The 15,311-nt window shown below is 34.4% G+C and carries 11 protein-coding genes; 3 read left to right on the forward strand and 8 right to left on the reverse strand.

Features of this window, described 5'->3' with window-relative positions:
• Positions 1 to 11: 11 nt before the first annotated feature.
• A complete protein-coding gene (locus UMM65_RS01660; protein WP_321974722.1) occupies positions 12 to 713 on the reverse strand; it encodes an SOS response-associated peptidase in 702 nt (233 codons plus the stop codon).
• 2 nt (positions 714 to 715) lie between these two features.
• Positions 716 to 1,159: a hemerythrin domain-containing protein gene (locus tag UMM65_RS01665; RefSeq protein WP_321974723.1), complete on the reverse strand. Its 444-nt coding sequence runs from the start codon at positions 1,157 to 1,159 to the stop codon at positions 716 to 718.
• Positions 1,160 to 1,380: 221 nt separating this feature from the next.
• Between UMM65_RS01665 and UMM65_RS01670 the strand changes: the two genes are divergently transcribed.
• Positions 1,381 to 1,707, forward strand: coding sequence for a hypothetical protein (locus UMM65_RS01670; RefSeq protein ID WP_321974724.1), 327 nt, complete (start codon positions 1,381 to 1,383; stop codon positions 1,705 to 1,707).
• Between the two features lie 66 nt (positions 1,708 to 1,773).
• Here UMM65_RS01670 and UMM65_RS01675 read toward each other — a convergent pair whose 3' ends face one another.
• Positions 1,774 to 2,505, reverse strand: coding sequence for an FKBP-type peptidyl-prolyl cis-trans isomerase (locus tag UMM65_RS01675; RefSeq protein ID WP_321974725.1), 732 nt, complete (start codon positions 2,503 to 2,505; stop codon positions 1,774 to 1,776).
• 134 nt (positions 2,506 to 2,639) lie between these two features.
• On the opposite strand from UMM65_RS01675, the gene ftcD reads away from it, so the two are divergent.
• Positions 2,640 to 4,334 carry a glutamate formimidoyltransferase gene (ftcD, locus tag UMM65_RS01680; protein WP_321974726.1) on the forward strand — a complete coding sequence of 565 codons (1,695 nt, stop codon included), beginning with the start codon at positions 2,640 to 2,642 and terminating at the stop codon, positions 4,332 to 4,334.
• Positions 4,335 to 4,337: 3 nt separating this feature from the next.
• The gene (locus UMM65_RS01685) at positions 4,338 to 4,796 is read left to right on the forward strand and encodes a GNAT family N-acetyltransferase (RefSeq protein WP_321974727.1); all 459 of its coding nucleotides are present in this window, start codon (positions 4,338 to 4,340) and stop codon (positions 4,794 to 4,796) included.
• 22 nt (positions 4,797 to 4,818) lie between these two features.
• Here the strand turns inward: UMM65_RS01685 and UMM65_RS01690 are convergent, their stop codons facing one another.
• From UMM65_RS01690 to rplL, 5 genes are all read right to left on the reverse strand, one after another.
• A complete protein-coding gene (locus tag UMM65_RS01690) occupies positions 4,819 to 5,952 on the reverse strand; it encodes a hypothetical protein (RefSeq protein WP_321974728.1) in 1,134 nt (377 codons plus the stop codon).
• 158 nt (positions 5,953 to 6,110) lie between these two features.
• Positions 6,111 to 6,422, reverse strand: a complete 312-nt coding sequence (locus tag UMM65_RS01695; RefSeq protein ID WP_321974729.1) for a DUF3467 domain-containing protein — start codon at positions 6,420 to 6,422, stop codon at positions 6,111 to 6,113.
• Between the two features lie 191 nt (positions 6,423 to 6,613).
• Entirely contained in the window at positions 6,614 to 10,885 is a 4,272-nt protein-coding gene (gene rpoC / locus UMM65_RS01700) for a DNA-directed RNA polymerase subunit beta' (protein ID WP_321974730.1), read from the reverse strand.
• A gap of 81 nt (positions 10,886 to 10,966) precedes the next feature.
• Entirely contained in the window at positions 10,967 to 14,782 is a 3,816-nt protein-coding gene (gene rpoB, locus UMM65_RS01705; RefSeq protein WP_321974731.1) for a DNA-directed RNA polymerase subunit beta, read from the reverse strand.
• A gap of 133 nt (positions 14,783 to 14,915) precedes the next feature.
• On the reverse strand, positions 14,916 to 15,293 hold the full coding sequence (gene rplL, locus UMM65_RS01710) for a 50S ribosomal protein L7/L12 (RefSeq protein WP_321974732.1): 378 nt from the start codon (positions 15,291 to 15,293) through the stop codon (positions 14,916 to 14,918).
• Positions 15,294 to 15,311 lie beyond the last annotated feature (18 nt).

The following is a 15,311-nucleotide window of genomic DNA, read 5'->3' on the forward strand; positions in this document are numbered from 1 at the left end:
TTTTTTAAGACTCAATTCAGATTACTAAAATCTTTGATAGGCTGTAAAATATGATGATGGTCAAACTTTTTCTTGTAAAAATTCCTTGAAATAGGATACGCTTCAAAATCCATTTTATCTTGGCTGGCCAACATCATCTGAATAGCATCTAAAGATAAATTGTCTTGTAGCCAATATTTATAGTTTTTGGGTTCAAGAATTACAGGCAACTTTGAGCTAATATGTGGTATGTTCTTTAAGTATGGAACTGTCTTTGATATTAAAATAGAGCATGTCAAAAATCCATCATCCAATTCATTATAAATTCCTGCAAAACAGAATGGCTTTTCATCGGGTAAGTGAATATAATACGGAAACACCTTGCCATTAAACAAATAAGAGGTAAAAAATCCCGTAGCAATTATTAGGCAGCGTTTGTGGGCCAAAGATTTTGTGTAGAGTTCGTTTCTGTCTTCAACCTGCTCTAAATCAGTATTTAAAGTATTGGTAACATCCTGAAAAACGCTCCAATTGTCATCAAATTCCTCAGGTAGCAATCCCCAAATTGCATAACTAATTTGGTCAGGGTTTTCTTGGGTTACTACTGATAAGTTGGATTCTTTTAGTCCGTTAATTACAGATTCCTGTTTATAAATTTCGGGGAATTTGTACCGTATTTCCAGTTCTTCTTCTATTATTTTTTTATTCGCAATATTGGATATTTTATAAAACATTTTTATGCTTTTTCATCATTATTCTTCATATAGCTTTGATAACTTTTGGCAAGGTCTTTTTTTTGAGCTTCTGAAAAAACCTTACCGGCCAATTGAAAAAAAGCATGTTCCTCATCTTTTAAATGATGTTCTACCTTTTCCTTTAAATCTTTAGCAATTTTTAACCAGGCAGATGAATCGTAGTCCGTTTTTTCTAAATCTTCTATCAATTCATCTATTTCATGATGCTCTGCAATTCCATGTCTAGAATGTTCTTGCGTCATATCAACAGAAATAAGGGGTTTATAAAAGAAGCGTTCTTCGGCATCGGCATGTATTTCCAGTTCTTTTTTTACCGCTTTAAAAATTTCATCTCTTTTTTTGGTATCTCCAGAGGTTTTTATTAATTTTTTTAATAAGTCACGTTGGGTATCGTGGTCTTTTCTTAAGGCTTCAAAAATATTCATGTTTATTGTTTTTTATAAAGCTAAAACTAAAAACTTTTCTAACCAAAGGTGTGCTGTAACACTTTTAAAATTAACGCAAAACATAAAATCCCAATTTTCAGGGGAATATATTTACCCATTTCCGTGTAATTTTAATCGATCAATCGTTGAGTATTTTGTCTTGACATATTAAAATAAAACTATATTCTTAAAAAAAACGTTTAATGATTTATAATTAATTTATGGAAAAAATAAAAAAAATAGGAATATCCTTTTTAGTTATTTTTGCCTTTCTTTTGGCATTGGTTAACTATTATGAGTATGACATGATGGGCTTTCCAGATGGATATTTATCTGAATTAGAACATACCCAAGAGAAATATTTCCCCATTTTTATTGGATTGAACATTATTTTTTCAATAATATTTATCTATGTTTTAATAGTTTATAATCAAATTAAAAAGAGCAGAATCAACTTGCTGATTTTTCTGTTTTCTGCGATATTTATTTCGTTTTATGTGTTGAATTTTTATTTAGCAACTATATTAAATCATGGTCAAGGCGGATAGTAAATAAAGTCCATAAAAAAAGGAGCAAAAATTGCTCCTTTTTAATTTTATGTTTAAGGTAAGTACCTACTTCTGGATTATCTCTAACAATTCAACTTCAAAAATAAGTGTTGAAAATGGTTTGATTGGCCCGCCTGGTCTTGGAAAAGCTCCATAAGCTAAATCAGAAGGTATAAAGAACTTATATTTGGCACCTTCTTTCATTAATGGAATACCTTCGATCCAACCTTTAATCATTTGATTAATTACTGGCGAATAAGGCTCTCCTTTTTCTACAGAACTGTCAAAAACAGTTCCATCTATTGTAGTTCCATGATAATGTACTTTTACTTTAGAAGTAGGCAAAGGTTTTTCTCCTGTACCCTCTTTTAGCACAATATATTGCAAACCACTATCAGTAGTAACAACGCCTTCCTTTGATTTATTTTCTTCTAAAAATTTTTCGCTGGCAGCTTTATTATCTGCAAATTCTTCTTCGGCTTTTGCTAAAGCTTCCTCTTGTTGCTTTTTCTGATCTGCAATTTGTTTTTTCTGAAAATAAGCTCTTAAGATGCTGTCGGTTTTATTAACCGGCACTAGCATATTTGTTGAATCCATCCCGTTTATGTAACCCTGAACAAATAAATCATTATCTATTTCCTCAAAATTTTGCTTTAGGTTGTTGGCCATATTTAAGCCTATAGCATAACTGACCGAATCAATTTCACTATTTAAAGACTTTTTTGTAACGCCTTGACTGTTACAAGAAAAAAGTACGGCCGACATAAATATAACTGTAAAAAATTTTACTATTTTCATTCTTATTTGTTTTTAAATTCGCGGCAAAACTAAGGAATTTTAACCAGTTATTTTCTTAATTTTTTAACAAAATATAACTTATTCAAAAAACAAAATATAACTTTGAGTTTTTTAAAACTGAAAACCCCGATCAAATGCAAAAAAAATTGATAGAATGTGTGCCTAATATTAGTGAAGGTCGTGATAATGAAAAAATTAATACCATAGCAAAAGTTGTTGAAACGGTTGAGGGCGTAAAATTGCTCGAAGTTGATCCTGGAAAAGCCACCAACCGCACCGTAATTACTTTTGTAGGCGAACCAGAACCCGTTATAGAAGCAGCTTTCAGATTGATAAAAAAAGCTGCGGAACTTATTGATATGCGTAAACATTCAGGTGAACATCCACGTTTTGGAGCTACCGATGTTTGTCCTTTAGTTCCTATTTCTGGGATTAGCCTTGAAGAAACGGCAAAATATGCCCATCAATTGGGTGAGCGTGTAGGAAATGAACTCGGTATTCCCGGATATTTTTATGAAACCGCTGCTAAAGAAACGAAGCGAAAAAACTTGGCCAATTGTCGAGCGGGGGAATATGAGGGTTTACCCAAAAAATTGACAAACACCGAATGGAAACCTGATTTTGGTCCAGCTGAATTTAACGAAAGTGTAGCAAGAACTGGGGCCATTGCCATTTCAGCACGTGATTTTCTAATAGCCTACAACATCAATTTGAACACCACCTCAACTAGAAGGGCTAATGCCATTGCATTTGACATGCGTGAAGCGGGTAGGATTAAAAGAGAAGGCAATCCTATAACCGGTAAAAAAGTATTGGATAGTAACGGTATGCCTGTTCGCATTCCGGGGAAATTGAAATCGGTTAAAGGGATTGGTTGGTATATTGAGGAATACGGTATAGCCCAAATATCGTATAACTTGACCAACATATCTATTACACCAATGCACATTGCTTTTGATGAAACCCTTAAAGCTGCTGACGAACGTGGATTGAGAGTAACTGGGTCTGAACTAGTAGGCCTTATTCCGCTTAAAGCCATGTTAGCAGCTGCCGATTATTTTTTGGAAAAACAACAACGTTCTTTAGGAATAACAGAAAGTGAAAAAATAAAAATAGCCGTAAAATCTTTGGGGCTGGATGATTTAAAACCTTTCAATCCACAAGAAAAAATTATTGAGTATGTGTTGAACAAGGATGCCGAAAAAAAATTAATTGATTTATCCTTAACGGATTTTGCAGATGTTACCGCAAGTGAATCCGTTGCTCCCGGTGGAGGCTCAATCTCTGCTTATACTGGAGCCTTAGGTGCAGCTTTAGGCACAATGGTCGCTAATTTGTCTTCGCACAAGGCAGGTTGGGACGATAAATGGAAATATTATTCCGATTGGGCAGAAAAAGGACAAGCATTTAAAGAAAAATTACTTTTTTTAGTTGACGAAGATACCAATGCCTTTGGTAAAATTATTGATGGTTTTAGAATGCCAAAAGGAACTGACGAAGAGAAAGAACTCAGAAAACAAGCTATTGAAGATGCTACCAAATATGCAACCGAAATTCCGTTTCAAGTTATGGAGACCGCTTATAATTCCATGGAGGTAATGCAGGCCATGGTTAAAGAAGGTTTGCCCAGTTCACTTTCCGATGCTGCCGTTGGAGCATTATGTGCTAGAACCGCAGTAATTGGTGCATACTTTAACGTTCGCATCAATGCCAAAGATTTAAAAGACAGAAAATTTGCGGAAGAAATTATCTCGAAAGCCGAAAAAATATATCAAAATGCTTTGAAAGCGGAAAAAGAAGTAATTGAATTTGTAAATAGTAAGATGTAGCAAATGGAAATTAAGATTGTTCCTTATTCGGATAAATATGCTTCTAAATTTAAAGATTTAAACATAGCTTGGTTAAAGAAATACTTTTATGTAGAAGCACACGATAAAGAAGTTTTAGAAAACGCAAAAGACTATATTATTAATAAAGGCGGTTTTATCTTCTTTGCCCTAGTAAACAATAAAGTTGCCGGAACAGTAGCCTTAATGAACGAAAAGGAAGGGTTTGAATTAAGTAAAATGGCAGTTGTTCCAGAGTTTCAAGGGCATAAAATTGGACAGCAACTTCTGCAATATTGTATAGATTTTGCAAAACAGAAAGATTGGGAAAAACTCATTATATATTCAAGCACCATTTTAGAAAATGCCATATATATTTATAGAAAATATGGCTTTAAGGAAGTTGAATTAGAAAAAGATAGTCCTTACCAACGAAGTAATATTAAAATGGTACTTTATCTTTAAGAGGAATTTGTTTTATAATAATTTATCTCTTGATTACTTTCTTTCTGCCAAAATTCAAAAGATTAGTAATATGTACCCAACAAATACATAAAAATATACCTAAATAACTTACAAACAAAAACCATAGTATTGGTATAGAAATAAAATTTGTAATTGCTTTAGGAAAAACTAGTGCTATTTCAGAACTAAATAATGCCAAACCATATAACCACCATACCAGAGGATGAACTTTTTTGGACAAAGACAACCAAATAAACGGCGTATAAATACCCAAAAACAACAAATGAAGCCAAGCAATTAGTATAAAACGGCTTTCAACTAATAAGTTGGCTATTGGAGGGACACTTCCTATTATATTAAAAAAAGCAATAATTAGAACACCTAAATAAATGAGCTTATATCCATTATTTAATACATTAAACCGTTTAACAAAATTTAGTAATAATAAAAACAATCCGACCGAACCAATGCTTCCAAAAAACTGAATTGACCAATGGTTAAAACTAAAATCCAAAGAATGTGCAAAAAGAAAGATTAGACTAACCGCAAGTGCTATTGATTCCTTTTTCGTTAAACTAATTTCTACTTTTTTAAATAACACAGCCAACATCCAGACAAAAAACACCCCAAAATATTGAAAGTGCAAATAAAAAAATATGGCTTGTTGATACCAAGGGGAAGTTTGCATTTCCATTGCCATTAATGATCCTAACATATAAGGTCCTAAACTGGAAAGGAAATGGAAAATAATCCCTAGCCTTATTAATTTATGTTGCGGATTATCTTCCGAAACCTGTTTCCAGAGTCTGATTAACAAAATATAACTTATCCATAAATGAGTAGTAGAAAACAGTATAGAAAAAAGAGCATACCCCTGTAGTACAAATGCTACTGAGAATAGGGCTATACAAAGTTGCAGCATTAAAAATAAGCGGAAAGTTATTTTGTCAATATGGGATGTGAAATTAGACCATACAATTACCAACAGCCCATTAAAAACAAATCCCAATAGCATTACATGGCTATGCGAATGTAATACGTTTTTAAAAGGAAAACCGTTAATGGCTCCGGTGTAAGCGTAGCGTAAAATTAGTCCTAATAAAGCTCCGAGTATTCCGAATAAAAGTGGGTATGTCCAAAATTTTTTAAAGTTCATATCAAGTAAGATAAAAACGCCCCCACTAATCAGTGGAGGCGTTTTACTTATTTATGCTTGACCCGTCGATCCAAAGTTCATTGAAATTGGAGGTTGCTAAAAAAAACATTTCGAGCAACCTTAAAAACCAATCAACGTATCAATTTTTTTGGTCTAGTTTACGCCTGCCCCGTCGGTCCAAAATTCATTGGAATTGGCGGTTGCTCGTAATCTTTAATTTCACCATGGGCCTTTTCAAATCTGCTTACATTTTCAGCCAACGCCTTTGTTAAACGTTTTGCGTGTTGCGGCGTTAATATAATTCTTGATTTAACTTTAGCTTTTGGTGTTCCTGGCATAACATTTACAAAGTCAACAACAAACTCAGATACTGAATGATTGATTATTGCCAGATTAGCATAAGTGCCATCTGCAATACTCTCATCCAATTCAATATTTAATTGATGGTCTTTATTTTTATCTTCTGCCATAAATATAAAATTTAAAATCAAACTATTTTAAAACTAAGCGGTTGAGCGAGGTATTCTCCTGTTAGTTTTAATTTTATAGTCAATGAATTTTATATTTTACCTCACCCTGAACTGCCAAAAGCAGTTCCGACCTCTCCCAAGGAGAGGTAAAACCAGAAACCCTGAGGCAAAAGCCATCAGGGAATCATTTTTTAGTTCTCTTCCATTTCTGCCTTTGAGCCTACAATCATATTATCGTAGAAACGCATACCTGTACCTGCTGGTATTTTCTTACCAACAATAACATTTTCTTTTAGACCTTCTAAGGTATCAACTTTACCACTAACCGCAGCTTCATTTAATACTTTAGTAGTCTCTTGGAAAGATGCCGCTGAAATAAACGATTTGGTCTGTAACGACGCTCTTGTAATACCCTGTAAGATAGGTTCTGCTGTTGCAGGAACTGCCTCTCTTGCTACTACTAAGTTCTTATCAGCTCTACGTAAAATCGAGTTTTCATCCCTTAATTTACGTGCAGAAACAATCATACCTGCTTTTAGGTTTTCAGAATCACCAGCATCATCAACCACTTTCATTCCGTAAATTTCATCATTTTCTTCAATAAAGTCATTTTTATGAATCAATTGATTTTCTAAGAAAATAGTATCTCCAGAATCAATAATTCTAACTTTACGCATCATTTGACGTACTACCACCTCAAAGTGTTTATCATTTATCTTAACCCCTTGAAGCCTATATACTTCTTGGATTTCGTTTACTAAATACTCTTGAACCGCACCAGGCCCTTTAATATTTAAAATATCGGTTGGTGTTACAGCTCCATCGGATAATGGCATCCCTGCTTTAATAAAGTCATTTTCTTGAACTAAGATTTGATTAGAAAGTTTTACTAAATATTTTCTAATGTCACCTAATTTAGACTCAACAATTATCTCACGGTTACCACGCTTAATTTTACCAAAAGAAACCACACCGTCAATTTCAGAAACTACTGAAGGGTTAGATGGATTACGAGCCTCAAACAATTCCGTTACTCTTGGAAGACCCCCTGTGATATCACCAGCTTTACCAGATTTTCTAGGTATTTTAACCAACACTTTACCAGCATCAATTTTTTCTCCTTCTTCAACCATCAAGTGGGCACCTACAGGTAAACTGTAAGACCTGATTTCTTCACCTTTAGAATCCAATATTAATAAAGTAGGAACTACTTTTTTATTCTTTGATTCGGAAATTACTTTTTCTTGGAAACCAGTTTGTTCATCTATCTCAACTTGATAAGTAATACCTTGATCTATATTTTCAAATCCGATTTTACCTTTAAATTCAGAAACAATTACACCATTGTAAGGATCCCATTGACAAATAACATCACCTTTCTTAATGGTTTTAGCATCTTTTACAAAAAGATACGAACCATAAGGAATATTATTATTGCTTAATGTAATACCAGTTTTCTTATCGATAATTTTAATCTCAGAAGTTCTAGAAATTACAATATCAACTTTATTACCATCATTGTCAAGACCTTGAACCGTATTTAAATCTTCAATCTCAACATCTCCATCAAACTTGGCCACTAATTTGTTATCCTCAGAAATGTTACCAGCAATACCACCTACGTGGAACGTACGCAATGTTAACTGTGTACCAGGTTCTCCAATAGATTGTGCAGCGATAACTCCTACAGCTTCACCGATTTGAACCATTTTACGGGTTGACAAACTATTACCATAACATTTTGCACAAATACCTTTAGCAGATTCACAGGTTAATGCTGAACGCACCTCTACACTTTCAATAGGTAATGATTCAATAATTGCTACAACATCTTCATCAATTTGCTCACCCTCACCAACTATAATTTCATCTGTTAACGGATTTCTGACATTGTTTAAAGAAGTTCTACCAAAAATTCGTTCACCTAAAGACTCTACAATTTCTTCGTTTTTCTTTAATGGGAATACTTCAAGACCTCTCAACGTTCCACAATCGTGTTCGTTAATGATAACATCTTGAGAAACATCAACCAGACGACGGGTTAAATAACCTGCATCAGCCGTTTTTAAAGCGGTATCTGCAAGACCTTTACGAGCACCGTGCGTAGAGATAAAGTATTCTAGAATAGATAATCCTTCTTTAAAGTTAGAAAGAATCGGGTTTTCAATAATCTCTCCACCACCTGCTGTAGATTTTTTTGGTTTCGCCATTAATCCACGCATACCTGTTAACTGACGGATTTGTTCTTTAGAACCCCTTGCACCAGAATCAAGCATCATATATACAGAGTTAAACCCTTGTTGGTCTTCTCTTAAACGTTTCATGGAAAGCTCTGTCAACTTGTTGTTTGTAGAACTCCAAATATCAATTACTTGGTTATAGCGTTCCTTATTAGTTAACATACCCATATTATAACTAGAAGTAATGGTGTCAACTTGCTCGTTTGCAGAATCTATCATTGAAGTTTTTTCTTTAGGAATAATTATATCACCTAAGCTAAACGACAATCCACCTCTAAATGCAAATTGATATCCCATACCTTTAATTGCATCTAAAAACTCACCTGTTGTTGGAACATCAGTCACTTTTAAGATACGACCAATAATATCTCTCAATGATTTTTTAGTTAAAACTTCATTAACAAATCCTGCTTCTTCAGGAACAACCTCGTTGAATAAAACCCTACCTACCGTAGTTTCAACGATCTGAGTTGTTAATTCACCTTTTTCATTAAAATCTTTCGTTCTAACTTTTATACCAGCATTAAGATCTACTTTCTTTTCGTTAAAAGCAATATTTACTTCCTCGGGAGAGTAAAAAATACTTCCTTCACCTTTTACTGTATAATCTTTATCTGTTTTACGCTCTTTGGTCATGTAATACAAACCTAATACCATATCCTGAGAAGGTACAGTAATTGGGGAACCATTAGCAGGATTCAAAATACTATGCGAAGCCAGCATTAACAACTGAGCTTCCAAGATAGCTTCTGGACCTAACGGTAAATGAACAGCCATTTGGTCACCATCAAAATCCGCATTAAAGGCGGTACATACCAATGGGTGTAATTGTATTGCTTTACCCTCAATTAATTTTGGTTGAAAAGCTTGAATACCTAAACGGTGTAATGTTGGAGCACGATTCAGTAGTACAGGATGTCCTTTTAAGACATTCTCTAAAATATCCCAAACTACAGGTTCTCTTTTATCTATAATTTTCTTAGCGGATTTTACCGTTTTTACGATTCCTCTTTCAATTAATTTTCTAATTACAAAAGGTTTGTACAATTCGGCTGCCATATCTTTTGGCAATCCACACTCGTATAATTTTAACTCAGGCCCAACAACAATTACCGAACGAGCAGAATAATCAACACGCTTACCCAGTAAGTTTTGACGAAAACGTCCTTGTTTACCTTTTAATGAATCTGATAATGATTTTAATGGTCTGTTAGATTCTGTTTTTACTGCTGAAGATTTACGAGTATTGTCAAATAACGAATCTACCGATTCTTGCAACATACGCTTCTCATTACGCAAAATAACTTCAGGAGCTTTAATCTCCATTAACCTTTTTAAACGGTTGTTTCTAATGATTACACGGCGATAAAGATCATTTAAATCAGAAGTTGCAAAACGACCACCATCTAACGGTACTAATGGACGTAATTCTGGTGGAATAACAGGTACCACCTTCATAATCATCCACTCTGGTTTGTTTTCCCTATTTAAATTGGCATCTCTAAATGCCTCAACAACATTTAATCTTTTTAAAGCCTCGGTTTTACGTTGTTTTGAAGTTTCAGTATTTGCTTTGTGCCTCAATTCATAAGAAAGTGCATCTAGATCAATCCTAGCCAATAGCTCAATCAAACACTCCGCACCCATTTTAGCGATAAACTTGTTTGGATCCTCATCATCTAAATATTGATTATCTTGAGGTAAAGATTCTAAAACATCCAAATATTCTTCTTCGGTTAAGAAGTCCATTTTTTCTAACGATTCCCCTTCTGCATTTTTAGCATTACCAGGTTGAATTACTACGTAGCGTTCATAGTAAATAATCATATCTAATTTCTTAGAGGGTAATCCTAGCAAATAACCCATTTTATTTGGCAATGATCTAAAATACCAAATATGGGCAATAGGTACGACTAAATTAATATGACCTACTCTATCTCTACGAACTTTCTTTTCAGTAACCTCTACTCCACAACGGTCACAAATAATTCCTTTATATCTAATTCTTTTGTACTTACCACAAGCACACTCATAATCTTTAATAGGGCCAAAAATACGCTCACAAAATAAACCATCTCTTTCTGGTTTATGAGTACGGTAATTAATGGTTTCAGGTTTTAAAACTTCACCTCTAGATTTTTCTAGAATTGATTCTGGCGAAGCCAAACCAATAGAAATTTTATTGAATTTTTTTACAGTGTATTTTTCTCTTTGTTTTGCCATGATTTTGTAAGTGTTCAGTTGGCAGTGTTCAGTATTCAGGGCAACTGCCAACTGAATACTGAACACTGCTTACTTTTTTTGTTATTCCTCTAATCTAACGTCTAATCCAAGTCCTTTTAACTCGTGCATCAATACGTTAAATGATTCTGGTAAACCAGGTTCTGGCATTGGCTCTCCTTTTACGATAGATTCGTAAGTTTTGGCCCTACCTAATACGTCATCCGATTTTACAGTTAAGATTTCCCTTAACGTAGCAGATGCTCCATAAGCTTCTAATGCCCAAACTTCCATCTCACCAAAACGTTGACCACCAAACTGTGCTTTACCACCCAATGGTTGTTGTGTGATTAATGAGTATGGTCCAATAGAACGTGCGTGCATTTTATCCTCAATCATGTGACCTAATTTAATCATATAGATAACACCCACAGTTGCAGGTTGGTCAAAACGTTCACCTGTTCCTCCATCATATAAGTAAGTGTGTCCAAATTCAGGTACACCTGCCTTGTTGGTTAATTCTGTAATTTGGTCTATTGATGCACCATCAAAAATTGGCGTTGCATATTTTTGACCTAATTTCTGACCAGCCCAACCCAATACGGTTTCATAAATCTGACCGATGTTCATTCGAGATGGTACACCCAACGGATTTAATACAATATCAACTGGTGTTCCGTCTTCTAAGAAAGGCATATCTTCTGCACGTACAATACGAGCTACAATACCTTTGTTACCGTGACGACCTGCCATTTTATCACCTACTTTAAGCTTACGTTTTTTAGCAATATAAACTTTAGCTAGTTTTACAATACCTGCTGGCAATTCATCACCTACGGTAATTGTAAATTTCTCTCTACGCAATGCACCCTGAATATCATTCACTTTAATTTTATAATTATGAATTAATTCAGTGATTAATTTATTTAAATGGTCATCGGTTGTCCAAGTACCTTTGGTTAGGTATTCAAAATCGTTAATGGCATTTAACATTTTTAAGGTATATTTTTTCCCTTTAGGGAAAACTTCTTCACCTAAATCGTTCAATACCCCTTGTGCGGTTTTACCGTTGACCAAACTAAAAAGTTTTTCAACTAAACGCTCTCTGATTTCATCAAATTTAAGCGTAAATTCAGCCTCAAGTTTTGCTATATCTTCTTTGTCTTGACTTCTTTTCGCTTTATCTTTAATAGTTCTTTGGAACAGCTTTTTATCGATAACAACACCATTTAATGATGGAGACGCCTTCAAAGAAGCATCCTTTACATCACCAGCATTATCACCAAAAATAGCTCGTAATAACTTTTCTTCTGGAGTTGGATCCGATTCCCCTTTTGGAGTAATCTTACCAATAAGAATATCGCCAGGTTTTATCTCTGCACCAATTCTTATCATTCCATTTTCATCCAAATCTTTAGTAGCTTCTTCGCTAACATTTGGTATATCATTTGTCAGCTCTTCCGCACCTAATTTAGTATCTCTAACATCTAAAGAATACTCATCAATATGGATAGAAGTAAAAATATCTTCACGAACTACTTTTTCAGAAATTACGATAGCATCCTCAAAGTTGTACCCTTTCCAAGGCATAAAAGCTACTTTCATATTTCTACCCAAGGCTAACTCACCTTTTTCAGTAGCGTACCCTTCACATAAAACTTGACCTTTAACAACTTTATCACCTTTAACAACAATGGGATGTAAGTTAATAGATGTACCTTGATTGGTTTTTCTAAACTTTATTAAATCGTAAGTTTTTTCATCTTCAGTAAAACTTACTAATCGTTCTTCGTCCGTTCTGTCGTATTTTATAGTGATTTTATCAGAATCAACATATTCAACAACTCCATTTCCTTCTGCATTTATCAAAATTCTTGAATCCGTTGCTACTCTACGTTCCAAACCTGTACCTACTATTGGAGACTCAGGTCTCATTAAAGGTACTGCCTGACGCATCATGTTAGATCCCATTAATGCACGGTTAGCATCATCATGCTCTAAGAATGGAATTAAAGAAGCAGAAATCGAAGAAATCTGATTTGGTGATACGTCCATATAGTTTACTTCCTCAGGAGTTACCAATGGAAAATCCCCTTCCTCTCTTGCTACAACTTTATCTAATTCTATTTTACCCTCTTTATCTAAATCTAAATTAGATTGGGCAATTTTTTTACCTTCTTCCTCTTCAGCACTCAAGTAAATCGGTGTTTTCTTAATATCAACTTTACCTTCAACCACCTCTCGATAAGGAGTTTCAATAAAACCTAAATTATTCACTTTAGCATAAACAGATAAAGAAGAAATCAGACCAATATTTGGTCCCTCTGGTGTTTCAATTGGACAAAGTCGACCATAATGTGTATAGTGAACATCACGAACCTCAAATCCTGCTCTTTCCCTAGATAAACCTCCAGGGCCTAATGCTGATAATCTTCTTTTGTGTGTAATCTCTGCCAATGGATTGGTTTGATCCATAAATTGAGACAACTGGTTGGTACCAAAAAATGAGTTAATAACCGAAGATAATGTTTTTGCATTAATCAAATCTATAGGCGTAAACACCTCATTATCACGCACATTCATACGTTCTCTAATGGTACGGGCCATACGAGAAAGACCAACACCGAACTGACTTGCCAACTGCTCTCCAACAGTTCTAACACGACGGTTTGATAAGTGGTCAATATCATCAACTTCAGCTTTAGAATTTACTAACTTGATTAAATTCTTAATAATTGTAATGATATCTTCTTTGGTAAGGACACGTTCATCAATATCAATATCCAACCCTAATTTTTTATTCATTCTGTAACGACCAACCTCACCTAAATTGTAACGTTGTTCAGAAAAGAACAATTTATTGATAATACCTTTTGCAGTTTCATAATCTGGCGGTTCAGCATTACGCAACTGACGGTAAATATGTTCTACTGCCTCTTTTTCAGAGTTGGTAGGATCTTTTTGTAAGGTGTTATGTATAATGGCATAATCACCCATTTGATTATCTTCTTTGTGTAAAAGAATTGTTTTAGCCCCAGCATCGAGAATTTCCTCAATATGCTCTTTTTCAAGTACCGTGTCCCTATCTAAAATAATCTCGTTACGTTCAATAGAAACAACTTCTCCAGTATCTTCATCAACAAAATCTTCGTGCCAAGTTTTCAATACCCTTGCCGCTAATTTGCGATCCAATACTTTTTTCAAACCACTTTTTGAAACTTTAATTTCATCAGCAAGATCAAAAATTTCTAGAATATCTTTATCTCGTTCAAAACCAATAGCACGGAATAATGTTGTTACCGGTAATTTTTTCTTTCTATCAATATAAGCATACATTACTTGGTTGATATCCGTAGCAAATTCTATCCATGAACCTTTAAAAGGAATTACCCTGGCAGAATATAATTTTGTACCATTGGCATGAAAGGATTGACCAAAGAAAACCCCTGGCGAACGGTGCAATTGCGATACAACGACACGCTCAGCACCATTGATGACAAACGTACCACTTTGCGTCATATAAGGTATTGTACCTAAATACACGTCTTGTACAATAGTTTCAAAATCCTCATGCTCAGGATCGGTACAATACAATTTTAGCCTTGCCTTTAACGGAACGCTATATGTTAAGCCTCTTTCAATACATTCCTGAATGGAATATCGTGGCGGATCAACAAAATAATCTATAAATTCTAATACAAATTGATTTCTGGTATCGGTTATTGGAAAATTGTCTGAGAAAGTTTTAAATAAACCTTCATCACCTCTTTCGTCTGCTTTGGTTTCCAACTGGAAAAAATCTTGAAAAGATTTTACTTGAATATCTAAAAAATCTGGATAGTCAGTAATAAGCTTTGCAGATGAGAAATTTACTCTTTCGGTACTTGTATTTGTTGCCAATGGAGATATTTTTTAATTAAAAAAACGATGAACTTTTAAGAACGAATATATACGCAAAATGGTTTAGGTCAATCACGAACCTTCGTAATGACCTAAACCTTAATTGTTTAGTCCCGTTTAACGGGAAGGGAGCTTATTTAAGCTCAACCTCAGCTCCAGCTTCTTCTAAAGATGTTTTAAGACCTTCGGCCTCTTCTTTAGATACTCCTTCTTTAATTGCTTTAGGAGCACCATCAACTAATTCTTTAGCGTCTTTAAGACCTAAACCAGTTAATTCTTTAACTAATTTTACAACCGCTAGTTTAGAACCACCAGCCGCTTTTAAAATTACATCAAATTCTGATTTTTCTTCTGCCGCATCTTCACCAGCACCAGCACCAGGTCCTGCTACTGCTACAGCTGCTGCTGCAGGCTCTATACCGTATTCGTTTTTTAAAATATCAGCTAATTCGTTAACCTCTTTTACAGTTAAGTTAACTAATTGTTCTGCGAAATCTTTTAATTCTGCCATTTTTGTTTGTTTTAATTT

It is taken from the genome of Aureibaculum koreense, from assembly GCF_034296135.1.
Lineage (GTDB): Bacteria > Bacteroidota > Bacteroidia > Flavobacteriales > Flavobacteriaceae > Aureibaculum.

Bases quoted from the DNA above. Each gene is read 5' to 3' on its own strand.
- UMM65_RS01695 (WP_321974729.1), bottom strand. From the start codon at position 6,422: ATGGCAGAAGATAAAAATAAAGACCATCAATTAAATATTGAATTGGAT.
- ftcD (WP_321974726.1), top strand. From the start codon at position 2,640: ATGCAAAAAAAATTGATAGAATGTGTGCCTAATATTAGTGAAGGTCGT.
- rplL (WP_321974732.1), bottom strand. From the start codon at position 15,293: ATGGCAGAATTAAAAGATTTCGCAGAACAATTAGTTAACTTAACTGTA.
- UMM65_RS01685 (WP_321974727.1), top strand. From the start codon at position 4,338: ATGGAAATTAAGATTGTTCCTTATTCGGATAAATATGCTTCTAAATTT.
- UMM65_RS01660 (WP_321974722.1), bottom strand. From the start codon at position 713: ATGTTTTATAAAATATCCAATATTGCGAATAAAAAAATAATAGAAGAA.
- UMM65_RS01670 (WP_321974724.1), top strand. From the start codon at position 1,381: ATGGAAAAAATAAAAAAAATAGGAATATCCTTTTTAGTTATTTTTGCC.
- UMM65_RS01665 (WP_321974723.1), bottom strand. From the start codon at position 1,159: ATGAATATTTTTGAAGCCTTAAGAAAAGACCACGATACCCAACGTGAC.
- rpoC (WP_321974730.1), bottom strand. From the start codon at position 10,885: ATGGCAAAACAAAGAGAAAAATACACTGTAAAAAAATTCAATAAAATT.
- UMM65_RS01690 (WP_321974728.1), bottom strand. From the start codon at position 5,952: ATGAACTTTAAAAAATTTTGGACATACCCACTTTTATTCGGAATACTC.
- UMM65_RS01675 (WP_321974725.1), bottom strand. From the start codon at position 2,505: ATGAAAATAGTAAAATTTTTTACAGTTATATTTATGTCGGCCGTACTT.